Origin of the sequence: Myxococcus sp. MxC21-1 (genome assembly GCF_032612255.1) — a bacterium.
Taxonomy (GTDB): Bacteria; Myxococcota; Myxococcia; order Myxococcales; family Myxococcaceae; genus Myxococcus; species Myxococcus virescens.
Window position 1 is genome coordinate 7,543,169 of record NZ_CP123278.1, and the last position, 14,567, is coordinate 7,557,735.

Annotated in this window: 9 protein-coding genes and 1 pseudogene; 4 read left to right on the top strand and 6 right to left on the bottom strand. The window is 66.5% G+C overall.

What is annotated here, in order from left to right; all coding sequences use genetic code 11:
- Positions 1–11: 11 nt before the first annotated feature.
- Together QEG98_RS33640 and QEG98_RS33645 are read left to right on the top strand one after the other, a co-directional pair.
- Positions 12–497, top strand: coding sequence for a helix-turn-helix domain-containing protein (locus QEG98_RS33640; RefSeq protein WP_316568007.1), 486 nt, complete (start codon positions 12–14; stop codon positions 495–497).
- Positions 498–1,112: 615 nt separating this feature from the next.
- Positions 1,113–1,592, top strand: coding sequence for a hypothetical protein (locus QEG98_RS33645; protein WP_316564194.1), 480 nt, complete (start codon positions 1,113–1,115; stop codon positions 1,590–1,592).
- A gap of 559 nt (positions 1,593–2,151) precedes the next feature.
- On the opposite strand, the pseudogene QEG98_RS33650 reads toward QEG98_RS33645, so the two are convergent.
- Together QEG98_RS33650 and QEG98_RS33655 are read right to left on the bottom strand one after the other, a co-directional pair.
- A pseudogene (locus QEG98_RS33650) lies at positions 2,152–4,040 on the bottom strand (HEAT repeat domain-containing protein).
- Between the two features lie 52 nt (positions 4,041–4,092).
- A complete protein-coding gene (locus tag QEG98_RS33655) occupies positions 4,093–4,716 on the bottom strand; it encodes an RDD family protein (RefSeq protein WP_316564195.1) in 624 nt (207 codons plus the stop codon).
- A 445-nt stretch (positions 4,717–5,161) separates the two neighbouring features.
- Between QEG98_RS33655 and QEG98_RS33660 the strand changes: the two genes are divergently transcribed.
- Positions 5,162–5,551 carry a hypothetical protein gene (locus QEG98_RS33660; RefSeq protein WP_316564196.1) on the top strand — a complete coding sequence of 130 codons (390 nt, stop codon included), beginning with the start codon at positions 5,162–5,164 and terminating at the stop codon, positions 5,549–5,551.
- 294 nt (positions 5,552–5,845) lie between these two features.
- Here QEG98_RS33660 and QEG98_RS33665 read toward each other — a convergent pair whose 3' ends face one another.
- The 4 genes from QEG98_RS33665 to QEG98_RS33680 all read right to left on the bottom strand — a co-directional run bounded on the left by QEG98_RS33665 (position 5,846) and on the right by QEG98_RS33680 (position 12,133).
- Positions 5,846–6,340: a hypothetical protein gene (locus tag QEG98_RS33665; RefSeq protein WP_316564197.1), complete on the bottom strand. Its 495-nt coding sequence runs from the start codon at positions 6,338–6,340 to the stop codon at positions 5,846–5,848.
- Entirely contained in the window at positions 6,289–6,768 is a 480-nt protein-coding gene (locus QEG98_RS33670) for a hypothetical protein (protein WP_316564198.1), read from the bottom strand. Before QEG98_RS33670 ends, QEG98_RS33665 begins: the two co-directional genes overlap by 52 nt.
- Before the next feature lie 341 nt (positions 6,769–7,109).
- Positions 7,110–10,400, bottom strand: coding sequence for a hypothetical protein (locus tag QEG98_RS33675; protein ID WP_316564199.1), 3,291 nt, complete (start codon positions 10,398–10,400; stop codon positions 7,110–7,112).
- Between the two features lie 239 nt (positions 10,401–10,639).
- A complete protein-coding gene (locus tag QEG98_RS33680; RefSeq protein WP_316564200.1) occupies positions 10,640–12,133 on the bottom strand; it encodes an alkaline phosphatase family protein in 1,494 nt (497 codons plus the stop codon).
- A gap of 281 nt (positions 12,134–12,414) precedes the next feature.
- Here QEG98_RS33680 and QEG98_RS33685 point away from each other — a divergent pair, with 281 nt between their 5' ends.
- Positions 12,415–14,346, top strand: coding sequence for an alkaline phosphatase family protein (locus QEG98_RS33685; RefSeq protein ID WP_316564201.1), 1,932 nt, complete (start codon positions 12,415–12,417; stop codon positions 14,344–14,346).
- Positions 14,347–14,567 lie beyond the last annotated feature (221 nt).

A 14,567-nucleotide genomic window follows, 5' to 3' on the forward strand; every position in this document is an offset into this window, starting at 1 on the left:
GCACGGTATTGGTGCGCCCCCTGTCGCAGGAGGCTCGGGAGCGCTGGTTTCCGCAGGGCCTCCGAATCGAGGTGCCGCCGCTGCGTGAGCGCCGCGAGGATCTGGTGGACCTCGCCAACGCCCTGGTCGCCGAGCTCGCGGGCGAGCTGGGGCGCCGCTCGGTGGCGCTCTCGGAGACCGGCGTCACCCGCCTCCTGCGCTACCCCTTCCCGGGGAACGTGCGCGAGCTGCGAAACGTCCTCGAGCGTGCGCTGGTGCTCGAGTCCGGGCCCAAGCTGGATCTCGAGGGCCTCGACGCGGCCCCGGGAACCGGGCCCGCCGCCGCCCTGCCCGCCGACGCCTTCGTCCTGACCGGTCCGGTGAAGCCGCTGGAGGAGGTCGAGCGCGCCTACGTCCGCCATGCGCTCGATCAGCATGAGGGCCGCCGCATGGAGGCCGCACGCGCGCTCGTGATCTCGTACCCGACCTTCCTGCGCAAACTGGGCGAGTCGGGCTGATGGGCGAGGACGGCGCCGCGAGGCGGCCGGGCGATCTCGGTGGACCCGCCGATCGCGACGTTGAAGACTGCCGTTGATGACCGCGGGGGACCGTGGGGCGCCGGAGGACCGCGCGCCGACGCTCAGCTCACAGCAGGGGAGGATCAAACCGGTGATCGAACAGCAAGATCGCTTCGAGGCGTTGGACGGCTTCGAGATCGCCGGGTGCGCGATCAGGAGCCCGGTGCTGTACGCCTTCTGGGGGCAGGCCTGGGACACCCCCGATCCGCTCGAGCTCCGGGTCACCCGCACCTACTTCTACAATGCGAGTCGGGCACCCGGTGCACGCTGGGCGTATCGCGAGATCGGCAGCGCGCGCGGTCTCCGCGGCTGCGCGGTGATGCAGCCCGAGGCGCGTTGGCTCTTCGTCGCGGACGACGGCGAGGTGTTCGTCGTGGGTGGCGGCGTCGAGGGCTTCGAGGCGCCCATCGTCGATCGCCCGGGCACCACCTTCTCGAACGTTCGCTGTGTCGCAGGGGGCGCGCGTACGCGGTCGGACCAAACCAGAAGGTGTACGTCCGCGCGTCCGAGGACAGCTGGCGGCACCTCTCCGTGGGGCTCCCGCCTCCCGCCCCCGTGGTGGCAGGCGACCACGGCTTCCAGGACGTCGATGGCTTCGCGGAGGACGACCTCTACGTGGCCGGCGGCCCGGGGGAGCTCTGGCACCTCGACGGGGTGACCTGGCGCCGGCTCGCGCTTCCGACGAACGAGACCGTCCGGCGCGTGTGCTGCGCCCACGACGGCGAGGTCTACGTCCTCGCGGGCAGCCGACAGCTCCTGGTCGGACGCCGGAGCGACTGGCGCCATCTCGAACCGCGCGCGGCGGAGGAGGCGTTCGAGTCGATCGTCGCCTACGGAGATCGGGTGATCCTCTCCACGCAGTCCGCGCTCTTCGAGGTCGCCGACGGCGCGATCAGTCCCGCCGCCCTGGGGTCGATGTCGACGCTGCGCAACTGCTCGTTCCTCGCAGCCGGCCACGGCATCCTGTTGGTCGCGGGCGCACACAGCGCCTCCAGCTTCGATGGGACGACCTGGACGGAGATCTTCGGGCCCTGAACGCCGCGAGGGCTTTGGCGCCTGCGTCGCCCGCATCAGGCGGCTGTCCCCATGGCGCCCCCGCGCCCCGCGCGGCCCGGGTGAGCCTGTCCGTGGCCCAACTGTGCGGTGGCGGCGCAGGCACCGTGCGGCCCCTTGCTCCAGAGGCGGCAGCGGCACCGACGCCGAAGTCCGCTGGTCATCCACCATGTCTCCGGGCGGGTGGCGGCGGGCGCGCACCGGCGCCACCGTCGGTCGGCTTCGTTCACGCCGACGGTTCACCATGCCGCGCCGCCCTGCCCCACCCAGCACCACGCGGTGTTTCGCGCGCGCGATCCGACCCGTCCGGAGGCGGCGGCGTGCGGAGGGGCCCCGCGTCGGTTGCCGGGCGCTGCTCGTGCTGCTGCTGCTCATCGCGGCGCCCCCGGCTCTCGGTGAGGAGGGGAGCGGTGCCACGCCTCCGCCCGCGACACCGCAGGTCCCCGAGGCGACCGAGGAAGAGGAAGAGGACGGGCGCTGGCGCCTGATCCCCCACGCGAGCGTCCAGTTCCTGGCGACGGTCAGACGCGGAGAGGTCCCCTCACTCTCCACGGGTGCCCTCCGGGCAGGCGTCCGGCTCGACGGGGGCCAGGCGCCCGCCCTCCGTGACGCGCACCACGTGGGCGGGTGCGAAGGTGCCAGCCCGGCCACACACGACTGCGTCGAGTCGCTGGTCCGTCGTCCCCACCACCAAGTCCCCCGCTTCATCCAGTGCGTATGCCATCGGTGCGCCAGGGAGAGTCACCCAAGGCGTGGCACGCCACCGCCCCTCGGAGGCGTCGACACGCACCAGACGCCCGGCTCCGCCATACATGTGTGCGAGTCCCTCCACCACCACGAGGGCGCCGTGCATCCGCACGACTTGCAGGGGGTTGGCCTGGGACTCCTCCAGCACCGTCACCCGCCCGGCCTCATGCACCTCCAGCGTGCCCCCAAACTCCCCGTCGTCCCACCCGACGAGGCAGGCCTCCCCCATGGCTTCGAGGACGGAGGCGGAATCCCCTCCTGGCACGGATGCACACGGACTCCCTGGTGAGGGCGCCTTCGGCTTGTCCCAGTGCAACTGGATGGAGGTATGCCCCTCGCGCAGCGTCCACCCTCCGGCGCGCCTTGGACTGATGCGGGCGCAGTCGATGGACTCCGCGGGCTGCACCTCCTGCCCGGAGAGTCCCTCCAGGGCCAACCTCGCGTGGCTCCGCGCCACCGGAGAGGCGTGCGTCGCTACCACCTGCTGGAACAGCGGCACCAGCTCCTCCGCATGCGCCCGGAAGGCGTAGCTGCCCAACGCATAAACCGCCGCGGCCTGGACTTCGCTGTGCGGCGCGTACACCGCTTGGCGTAGCGCCTCGAGGGCGGCTGCGTCTCCCACGCGTCCAAGGGCCTCTGCGGCCCGCGCGCGCTCCCAACCCTCCTCCCCCGTGGCTAGCAGCCGCAGCAGCGGCACCGTCGCGGCTGGCCGCGCCACGCCCCCAGGGACACGAGGCTCGCAAGGGCCCGGGCACGGCACTCAGGCACGGCGAGCTGCTCAAGGACGCCCGGCACCGCAGCAGGACTCCCGAAGGCCACCAACGCCTGCAGCGCCACGGGTGTGAGGCGCACGTCCGCCCGCTGTAGCGCCTGCAACGCCTCGGGCGCGGCCTTCGCGCCTTGGCGCCCGTAGGCAGCGAGCACCGACGCCACGTAGGCCGCTCGCGGGGTGCACGCGTCGAAAACCGCCCCGCAGCCTGGCGCAGGCGCCGACGGGCAGGACGTCCCTGGTGGGCGCCGCAGAGTGGGCTCCTCCAGCTCCCGCTCGAGGAGCGTCCGCAGGCGAGGGACGAACGTCTCCGTGTACACGGAGGCACGCCGGGCGAGGACATGGCGCACCAGCACCAGCGCCTCCCAACTCGACTCCGGATTCTCCAGCACGTCCAACAGCACCGGGGCCAGTGTCGGGCCGAGGTGCTCCAGCGTCGACGTGGGCGACTCCAGGAGGTGGCGCACAATGGCTGGTGCTGCTCGCTCGTCATCGAGTGAGGAGAGCGCGTGCAGGGCCAGCCCACCGGGCTCCCTCTCATACGCCTCGATGAGCGCAGGCAGCGCGCCCCTGGCCTTCTCTTCCATCTTCGCCAGCGCCTGTGCTGCACCGCCGCGCACGCGACGGTCCGAATGCCGAAGCAGCGAAACCAGCCGAGGGACGACGTCCTCTCCCTCGCGCCCCAGTTTCCAGGCGGCACACGCCTGCTCCGGCGGCAGCCACTTCTCCCCTGTGTCTGGGCCGTGGACTTCCTGAAGCAGCGCAAGGCACGCGTCCGCCCCCTCGCAGCAGCCCTCCCACGTCCTGGTGTCTTCCCGCTTCCACGGACGGGAACACCCCAGTACCAGCGCCACCACCACGCACACGAGCCCGGCCAGCCAGCGGGGACGCCCAGACTTCACCTCTCTCTCCATGTCATCGCCTCTCATTCCCCCTTCACTGGGAAGGGATTCCGAAACAAACGCTTCAGCCAGTCACGAGCCGCGCGGCGAACGAGCGCGGCGCTCGAGGGGCTTTCACGACGCGGGTGCCGGCCAGCCAGTCGTGAAGACACCGTCGGTCCTCTCCAACGATGAAGAGGGCGTCCACGAGGCCGAACCAGCCGCAGTAGCCGCAGTAGCCGCAGAGCGCAATCGGGAGCGCGTTCCTCAAAAGGGCAATGCGCCAGACCTCCGCCGGCCGCCCGTCCCTTCTGACGACGCGGATTCCCAGGAGCCTCTTGCCGAGGCTCGCCCCTGTGCCTCGAATCAGGCTTGCCTGCACGAGCAACACGAAGACCACCGGGACATAGATGGCTGGAGCCGTCATCGCCGCCTCGTCCGGAAGGGCCAGGCACCGGAGGACACCCAGGAGCAGGGACGGGAGCAGGAACGCAACACCATCGACGAGGCTTGCTGCGAGCCGGGCCCTGCGCGTCGCCAGCTCCGGAGCCGCATGAAGGCACCGGAAGCACAGGCCCGCACTGGACGAGGCACAGAAGGCACAGATGAAGGTGCCGCAACGAGTACAGGCCAGGGCGGCGGAGAAGCCAGGATGCTCGGAGCATGGGAACTCCGAAATCGATTCAAGGGCCTCGCGGAAGTCGGACATGAAGGGCCGCAGCACAGCTAGGCCCGCCCAAAGGCAGCAAGTTCCTTCGGCTAGAAAATCCGGCCTGCACCCACAAATGCAACCCAACAGGTTTATTCTACTCGACCATCATGGCAGCCCTCTTGCCACCCACTGGTTACCTCGACGCCTGATTTCGTTGCATGGAAGAGCGTCCCCCCTCAAGGAACGAGCCTCCGGAGCGCACAACTCCAGGGCGGCTCCTCCAAGGAGGCGCCCAATGCCCAACGGATGGAGTGCCTCCTATCGCACTCGCCCCGGTAGGCTAAGTCCATAACACCTACCCAGCTTGGAACTTGCCGTGCCCATGCCGCCCCCGACGCAGCATCTGCGGACCCCGACTCCTGCTGTGCCGCGGAATAGGTCGACCAGCAAGCCAGAGCGAACGGCCGCTGGCCTCGTGGAGAGCGGCCGACTCCACCTCTCGTTGTCCAATGCGAGCTTCGCGGAGTTCGAACGCGCGTTCCTGGCACACCAGCAGTCCTGGCTGCGCGCGGCCAAGACGCCGAAGGAGCGCCTCACCCTCAAGAGAAGGACCTCCGAGGACATCCTGCTGGGCGCCTACGGACGCGAATGCACGTGGAAGGAGTTCAACCGTGCGCTGCGTCGCACCGAGAGGCTCGGCGACGACAACGTAGGAAGGCGAGCGCACGTGGCCTGTCTCTTCGCGATGACCGCGAACCAGTTTCCCGACCAGGCCGACAGGGCCCGCCGCAAGCTGGATGATGCGGAGCGGCGCCTGCTCGTTCTGCGAAGGGACAACCCCACGCGGACGGAATTCCTCGAGGAGATTTCGCGCATTGGACGCATGGCCTGATGGAAGGCCGCTGGCTCGCGGGCGAGATAGACAGCCATCTCTGCTGTGCGACTGGAGCGGGCCGCGCGTGCACACAGTAAGGTGGACCGCCCTACGACGCCGGCCGCCCCCATCGCCACATGGAGCGCTTCAAGACGTACTGCCAGCGGGCGAGGGACAGCCCGGGCCCATGGCGCTGGCGTTTGAGGTACCCGCGCGCTTGGCGATCCACCGCGCCGCGCCAGACTAGGCCAACCTCAGAGGAAAGGGGCCCGTCGGGACCGCCGCGGCGAGGCGGCGGTCCCGACGCCCGCCTCAATCACAGTAGTACGTCGGAGCCAGCTCCAGGACGCGCTGCTCGGCGATGGGGGAGAGCGCGCGCAGGCGGGAGAGGAAGAGGGGCGCCTTCATCCCCATTCCGATGAAACCCCAGACATACGAACGCTCCTGGGACTCGGCCAGGTGCTCTTGTTCCTCCGGGGTGAACGTGCGCCCCACCACCTTCTCCAGCGTCTGGAGATCCAGCGCGAGCTGAGCGTTCAACGTCCCCCGCAGCGCCTGGAGCAACTCCGCGTACTCCCTGAGGGCCTCGTCCAACGTATCGGGCTCCCGGGCGAGGATTTTCTGCGCCTCCAGGAAGTCCAGCCGGGTGTGCTGCGCCTCTTCGAGCCAGTGGTGCTTGAGCAGGTTGCAGAACAGCGGGTCCAGCTTCTCCGCCTTGTTTCCGCGGACCGTCTCCAGATAGTGCTGCTGCGTCATCAACTCCAGGTGCAGGTTGAAGATGAGCACCCCCAGGTTCGACTTCGCCATGATGGCCCGCGCCACCTCGACGTGGTTGTCGAGCAGGGCGGGGACGACCTTGAACCCCGGGCGAACGCGCCGGTGAAGCGCGCGAAGAGCTGCTGGTGCTTCAGCTCCTCCTCCGTGAAGCGCAGGAGCGCGCGCATGTGCGTCGCGTTCCCGTGCAGCTCGAGGCTGGCGCGCTGGGCGGCCAGGGCCACGGCGTACTCCTCCAGGAACAGGAACAGGTGCGCATAGCTGTTGGAGCGGATGTGATTCAGCATCAGCCGCTCCTCAGCGTTCAGGAAGGGAATGGCTTCCGCGCCCGTCAGCGTATCCGAAAGGAACCGCTGGCTGAAATCCAGGACGGTGTCCTTGGGCAATACGTCATCAAGACGCCAGGAGACCTTCTCCGAGCTCTGGATACAGGACTGATACTCCGGATTTTGATTCAACATTCGAAATGAACCTCCCTATAAAAATCAAACACTGATGGCACGAGTGGGCTTGCCGCGAGGGCGGCGGCCCTCGTGAGAGCAAAGCGCCCTCCATCCACCAGCCAACGAGGGCGAACTTTTCAATATACCATGTGAAGCACGACGATTTGCTGGCACGGTTTCTGGATGGGGGCGCCATGCCCTTGGTACGACCACAACTCCCTCACGTTCGCGAGCGACATGTCCGCTCCACGAGCCACGCCCTGGCCGGCCCCCGGCCTCCCTGCCTCCTACTGGAGTGGGCTGGGAGGCCGGGGACTGGGACTCTGGCTCTGGTGGAGACGGAGATAAGCGGAGGATGCCTAGCGGCAACTCAGGTCGAACATGTAGCCGACGTATGTGGAGGTGTTCGCGCTATCCACCACGAAGCCTCGAACAAGGCCATTGCCACCACATTGGAAGGAGTACGTCTCCTTCCCCAGGATGCAGGAGCTGCTCCCCCCCACCTTCGTCAGCGAATCAATCTCGCCTGTTTGGAGGTTCCTGCACGACACCGATATTGTCGAGAGATTGATTTCACTGCACCAAGACTGATTCACAGGGGCCTTCGCCCAACCATTGATGCCCGTGATTTCGTGGAGGACGGCGCCCGGCCCGCAGTCCCGGGTGAAGGCCGTGCCTCCCGAGCCGCCAATCGCGGTGGCGCTCATCGCGGCGCCGATGATGGCTCCGGAGTCGAAGCGGGCACAGCGCAGCCCCAGCGCGTCCAGCCAGGCGCCCGCCCGGCCGTGGATGCCGACCGCCACCTCGTCCGCCGCGCATGTGAGCAGTTGGGCCGTGCTGCTCTCCACGCACTGGGTGCCCGTGGAGTCGCGCCGGTAACCTGACTTGCATGTCCAGGGACAGTCGGCCTGGGTCGCCGTCGGGCTTGTGTACTCCGCGTTCGCAGGCGCGTTCGTGCAGGCGCTGCGGGCGTTGGAGTTTGCAGCAGACCAGTAACCGATTCCCACGTCGACACAGACGTCATTGGCGAGGTACTTCCCCGCGCCGCAGGTGAAAGCCACGCAGCGGTAGGGCGAGGTCGACGTGTCGCACGTCAAGCCCGCTTCGCAGTCGCTCTGCTGGAGGCACTGCTTGCCTCGGGCACAGGGCGCGCAGGGCCCTCCACAGTCCACGTCGGCCTCGTCCCAATCCGTCCTTCCGTTGTCACACTGCGAGGGGAAGCAGAGCGGCCCGAACGGGGGCTTGACGGCCTTGGAGCAATACAGGTGATGAACTCCCTGCCGCAACATGCAGTCGGAGGTCTCCTGGCACTTCTGGCCCTTCCCACAGCGTCCACAGATGGGCCCGCCACAGTCCACGTCAGTCTCCCCCACCGTCCTGATGCCATCCTTGCAGGTGGTCGGGACACAGAAGACGCCATCGCTCACGCCCGACTTGCAGTCGGCCGACACCGAGCAGCGCGCCTTCAGCTCACACTTGGGGCAGTCCTTCCCGCCGCAGTCGACGCCGCTCTCATCCGCGTCCATGACGCCCGTATTGCAGTGATTCTGCACGCAGGTCCCGAAGTCGATGCCGGACTTCGCGGACTTCTTGCAGAAACCGGAGGCGCAATCCCCGGGACGGATACAGCCCTGCTTGTTCGCGCAGGGCCCGCAGCGCGCGCCGCCACAGTCGACGCCTGTCTCGTCCCCATCCACCACCCCGTTTCCGCAGTGATTTCCGTCCGAGCACTTGCCCGCGTTGCAGTACCCGAACGCACAGTCTGAGTTGAGCGAGCACGCCTTGCCCTTGGCACAGGCTCCGCAAGAGCCGCCACCGCAGTCTACATCCGTCTCGAAGCCATCCCGCTTCGTGTTTCCGCACGTGTCCGAGCAATAGCCCAGGCCATCCTTCAGGGTGAACTTCAACGGCTCCACGAGGGGGAACTGATAGTTGGCGAGCTCGATGGGGCCGATGTCCCATCCAAGCCCCGCTCCGGAGGAGCCCGCATAGCTGGTCCCCGGCGGCTGGACGCGCCCACCCACCTGGACACCGAGATTGCCGTCGAGCCCCAGGGTGATATCCGCTTTGGCCTTTTTTCCTTCGCAGCGTGACGCGTACTTCGCGCTGGCCACCACCGACGCCCGGACACCGGCGTTCACCCCGAGCGCGTCATACACATACACATTCAGGCGAGGGATGAGCCCGCAGACGACCGCCAGGCTGCCTTCGCCGGTTACGTTCACCTTGGTGTACTTCGTCTGCTTCAGCGTAGGCTCTTCGGTCGTCAACTTGCCGCCCTTATAGGTTGCCTTGAACTTGAAGGTCGCGTTCTGTTCATGATGCACAGTGGCCTTGACGCCTGCCTTCGCCTCGAATCCACACTCGAGGTCCACCTGGATGGTCTGGGTGAAGACGACTGGCACGGGCCCGACGAGGACGGTCTGCACCGCGGGCTTGGTGACGAGGATGTTGCGCTTCCAGCCCCCCGCGGGCCGCATGTCCGGATGCCCCAGATACTTCAGCTTCGCCTGGGTGAGGACCTCCTCGGCAAACTTCGTCCGCTCCGCGAGCTTGTCCTGGAGCTCCTTGCCGGTCTTCCCGCTCGCGGACGCAATCTTGGCGTTCACGATGGCCTCGATGTCGAGCTCGAGGGTGGCCTTGCTGTCCACGTTCAGCGCCATGCTGGTCGAATCGCCCTCCTCCGCCAGGATAGGGGGCACCTTCACTTCCACCTGCGCGCGCGGGTTGAAGGAATAGGACACGTCCGCGCTGCCGCTCCCCTGGAGGGAGAGCTGGAGCGGCCTCTTCCCCGCCTCGTTGAAGTCCTTCTCGTATTTGAGCGTAAACAGGGTGCTGGAGTAGCTGTTCTTGATTTCGGGCTGGATGTTCACACCCGTGGTGATTCCATCGACCGTCACGGCCTTCCAGACGTCCACCGCCGCCTGGGCCACCGCTTGGGCCGCCCCTCCCACTGCCTCGGTGATTGCATTCCAGATGGAGCCCAGGAAGTAGGCCTCACTCTTGCGCTGGTCCAACTCCTCCTCGACCGCCGGCAGGGGCTCGTCGTCCGGATTACCCTCGACGCTGGGGGACATCACGTTCGCGTCGACATACAGATGACTGGCAGCCCACTCGAGGTCGAGCTTCGAGAGGTCCACCGTCTGCATGTTCGCGTAGTCGAACGTGAGCCGCAGCTCACCCGTGACGATGTCCTTGAGCGCCGCGGCCTCCGTCTCCACGACGAGGGACTCACCCACCTCGGTGACGGCAACGACCCTGCGGGCGAAGCCCAGCGGATTGGCACCTGGGCCGTCGCTCGGTGCCGACACCACGACCTGGCCAGGCTCCCAGTGCAGCACCTCGGGGGTCTCCGCCTTCGGAAAGACGAGCGAATCGGGCCTCACGATGACGGTGCGAGCCTGCGTCTCCGTGGCGACCTCCACCCAGGGCTGGGGTTGAAGGTTGTTGTAGTCGGGCTCGAACTGCGGCTCCCACACGAGGCTGTCGAGGTCCTCGCGCGGGCTCTCCACGGTGTATTCCTCCGGGGTATCGTCCTCGGGGAGCGTCTTTGCGCACGAGCCGGTCAACAGGAGGCCGACAAGCATCGACAGGACCAGGGGTGGACGGCCACGCATCCAGGGACTCCGCAGCTCACTTCTCTTCAACATGGGTTCTCCGGGAACGGAATTGTTCAAGGCCCAGCAAGACTCATTCCAGGCAAGTAAGCTGTGCCGTCCCCCTCGAGGAGCACACGTGGAGGGCGCATTGACGCGTCGACAGCAAACGCTGACGCGTCAATTCCCCCAGGGCCCAACAGCACGCCTCCGTCGTGCCCCTCGCGGACAGGCGCCTGGCGCACACCGCGCCGGCGCCTCGTCCACGGTTGTCACCGTCTGGCCGCGCCCTGCTATGACTTCGTCGTGGCGCCCGAGGCGGCGGCGTGCTTCTCGCTGACCTCTCGCATGTATTGCTCCGCGTCGGCGCGCGTCCGAATCGCGCGCACCCGCGCGAGGATCTCCTCTCGCTGCTCGGGGGGCGACAACTCCAGGTCGGTCCGCAGCAGCAGGTGCAGGAAGCCGGGCAGATGGCCCTCGGTCACCGAATCGGTTGGCTCCAGGAGCTTGCCTGGCTTCGCCTCTTGTCGCGGCGGGGGCGCGGTGCGCTTTGGATCCGGCAGGGCCACCAGGCAGTCCGCCCTCGGCTCGGACAACGTGGCGAGCGAGAGCAGGCTGTTCGCCTTCGCATCGCGCTGCGTCATCCGCGGAAGGCCGAAGACGTCCGCGACCGTCGCCGGCACCGAGGCATGGTCATACAGACGATGGTCAATGACGTTCTTGGGGATCCACGGCGAGATGACGACGGCGGGGACCCGGACGCCGTATTGATCGAAGGGGAACCCGTACTTGTTGACAGCCGGGGGCATCAGCCGCATGTCACCAGGCGCCGGTGCTGGGGGCGGCGTCACATGGTCGTAGAAGCCACCATGCTCGTCCCAGGTGACGATGAGCAGGCTCTCCTCCCAAACAGGCGATTGGCGAATCTGCTCATAGACCTCCTTGATGAGCGCCTCACCATGCAGGACGTCGTCTCGCGGATGCTGCGAGTTGCCAGTCGCGTAGGAGTCATCCCACACGTCGCCATACCTCGGCTCGATGAAGGTGTATTGGGCGACCGGACGCTGATAGAGGTCCAGCTTGAAGTCCGAATAGGGGCGAACTTCTCCGGCATGGACCCCCGCGGTGGCTCTGGCGATGCAGAGCCTGTCCCCCGCGTAGACCGCTGACGTGAGATTCGGACGGGTGAGGATCGAGCCGTTCTCGAACCTGAAGCCACCTTCCAGGTGCGTTTCCCATTCAACTGTCTCCTCCAGGTCGGGGCTGTGGTCGAGTCCGCCGGCCGACGCCGCATTCACGAAGAACCGGTTGGGCCAGGTGGGGCCTGGAAGGGAAGAGAACCACTGGTCGCAGACGGCGAACTCCCGGGCGAGCGCGTTGAGCACCGGAAGCTGCTCAGGGGCATAGCACTTCATGATCTCGCCCGGGTCGTAATCCTTGTGACCAGCCTTCTTCGCCGCGTCGACATAGCTCTCGACGAAGCCCGACATCGTAATTTCGGGATACTTCAACTCTCCGGGCTGCGGCTCCAATTCGCGCCCCGTGAGCTGCAGGAACACGTCCTGGAAATCGTGATGGGGTCCCACGGGCATCACGTAGTCCGCGGGGCTGCTCACCGGGTACCGGACATCATCGAAGGTGTTGAACTCGTTTCCGGTCAAGCCGTTGAGCAGCGTTCGCTGGCCGGTCTCCGCGTCGGCGCCTGAGATACCCGAGAACCCCAACATATGGTCGAACGAACGATTCTCCATCATCAGGACAAAAATGTATCGGATGGGCGCAGCCATACGGAGACTCCTCGCTAAGGTCTCCCATTTAATTGCCATTTCCACCAAGACACGTCAACACCACGCCAGACCAATCCCCTTGCTTTCCGGCTGACGTGTCAGGAGTTGGTCCTAACACGTCAATGATGACGTTTGACACGTCAGAACCCAAGGCCGCCGTCTCCCCTCCGCCGGGCAGCGGGTGCGGCATGATGCCTGCAATACCCGGCCCCCTACCCATCACCTAGGGCTCCATCATGCGAACCAAGTACCCTCGCGTCTTCGATCATGTCCTCGTAATCATGCTTGAGAACCAATACCGCGGCTATGTGATGAAGAACCCCTACTTCAAGAAGCTGGCGCAGCAGGGCATCTGTCTGAGCAATTCCTTTGGGGTCATGCACCCCTCACAGACCAACTACATCGCGTCGATTGCGGGGGAACTCTGCAACGTGACGTTCGATGTCCCACCACCTCCGCTTCCCCAACGGACCATCGTCGACCTCATCGAGGAGTCTCCCCAGGGACTGACGTGGAAGGCGTACATGCAGGGCTACGACCCGCGGGACACGCCGTGGTCGTCCACGCTCAAGCCGCAGGATGCCTACCCCTACGTCATCAAGCACAACCCGTTCTCGTCCTTCGCGAACATCCAGGGAAGCCGCGCTCGTTGGGAGCGCATCCAGGGAGAGGAAGCCTTCTGGGAAGATATCGAGCGCGGCACCCTGCCGAACTACGCTTGGTTCACGCCCAATATGTGGAATGACGGTCACTACACGCAGGGCACCAAGGAGGAGCCGGAGGACCGCGCTCCCGCGCTGGTTGACCAGACCGCGAAGTGGCTCGAGTCCTTCCTGGGAGGCCTGCGCTTCCCCGGACCGGGCTCGCGCCTACCTCCGCGAACGCTCGTGGTCATCACCTTCGACGAAGCGGACTTCAAGAAGTCCTACGAGAAGAAGACCTACGACGAGGGAAATGTGGACGTGCTTGTCTATGACGGACCCAATCAAATCTACACCGTGTTGCTGGGAGACATGCTCCAGCCCGGCGAGCAGGCCGAGGCCTACAACCACTACAGTCTCTTGCGCACCATCGAGGAGAACTTCCAGTTGGGGACTCTGGAGAAGAATGACGCATCCAGCAACTGGTTCCAGTTCCTCTGGGACAGACATTTCTGGTGGGAGGATGCGGCTCCCACGCCCGTCGCCGAGGCGGCCCACTTCGCGCTCGCGGAGTTCGCGGGGGTGCTCCATCTCGTGTACGCGAACCAGCAAGGGGAGCTGCGCACCCGCATGTCGGAAGCATCCGGCTGGTCGGCGGAGCGAACCCTCGGTGTCACGGGAGGTGGAGCACTGGCCCTCGCGGCCACGGCGGAGCGGCTGGTCCTCGCCTACGAGACGCGCGACGGTACCGTCAACTCCCTCTCCTATCGGGTCGGCTCCGGCTGGTCCTCGAGTCCCACACAGGTCGCCACCAGAACGCGTGGCGCGCTGGCGCTCGCGGCCTTCTCGGACGGGAAGCGCCTCATGCTGGCCTATCGGACCGAGGAGGGAGCGATTCAGTCGCGCATCCACCAGCAGGGGGCGTGGGGAGAAGAGGTTCGGGTACCTGGAGCCTCCACCGAGGGGCCCTTGACGCTGGGCGTCCTGGGGCCGTCGCTCTATCTCATCTACAGGCCCACGGGCGAGAACACCTTGTCCGTGGTCTCCTACAACACCGCCTCCTTCAACGTGGTCCGTACTCCCCCCATCGAGCAGTTTCCAGGGGTGGATGAGAACACGACTCGAGACACCTGGTCCCCCAGTCAGTTCCCGGTTGCCGCCTACACCCGGCATCCCGGCAAGGACAGCGGTGGCGAACCGGAGCCTCGGAATAGGCCCTACAAGGCGGGCAATCCCTTCGCCATCGCGGAGCTGGCGGGAGTACTCCACCTCGTCCACCCGGTGAACTCCCAGTTCTCGCTCATGACGGAGACCTTCTCCCTCAGCGGCATCATGACCCCCGCGAAGCCCGTGGAGTACAACACGAAGGACTACGCCTCCTTCAACGATGGCTTCGGCACCCTCGCGCAGGCGGGCTGGAGTCCACAGACCCCCATTCCCGGGACGCACTGCGCGCCTGGCGGGGGGCTCGCCATGGCGCGCGTGGGCGATGAGCTCATTCTCGCGTTCCAGCCGGAAGCAGGAGGAGGAATCCACCTCCGCAAGGGCCGATACCACCTGCTGCCGGTTTAAGGCGGGGGCAGAGGAGGCGCAAGCGCACACGGGCGCTCCATCCAGACGCATACGTGTCCACAGCCCCTGCGGGAGTTGGCTGCACCGCTCCCAAATTCGGCCGCAGCGTCCTGCACGCATCAAGCCTCCCTGGGCAGCGCGTCAAGACGAGTAGCGAGACGCGCACGAAACTGTCGAACTCCCTGGCCGGTAAGGCTGGGGTCAACTCCCCCTGTCCCTAC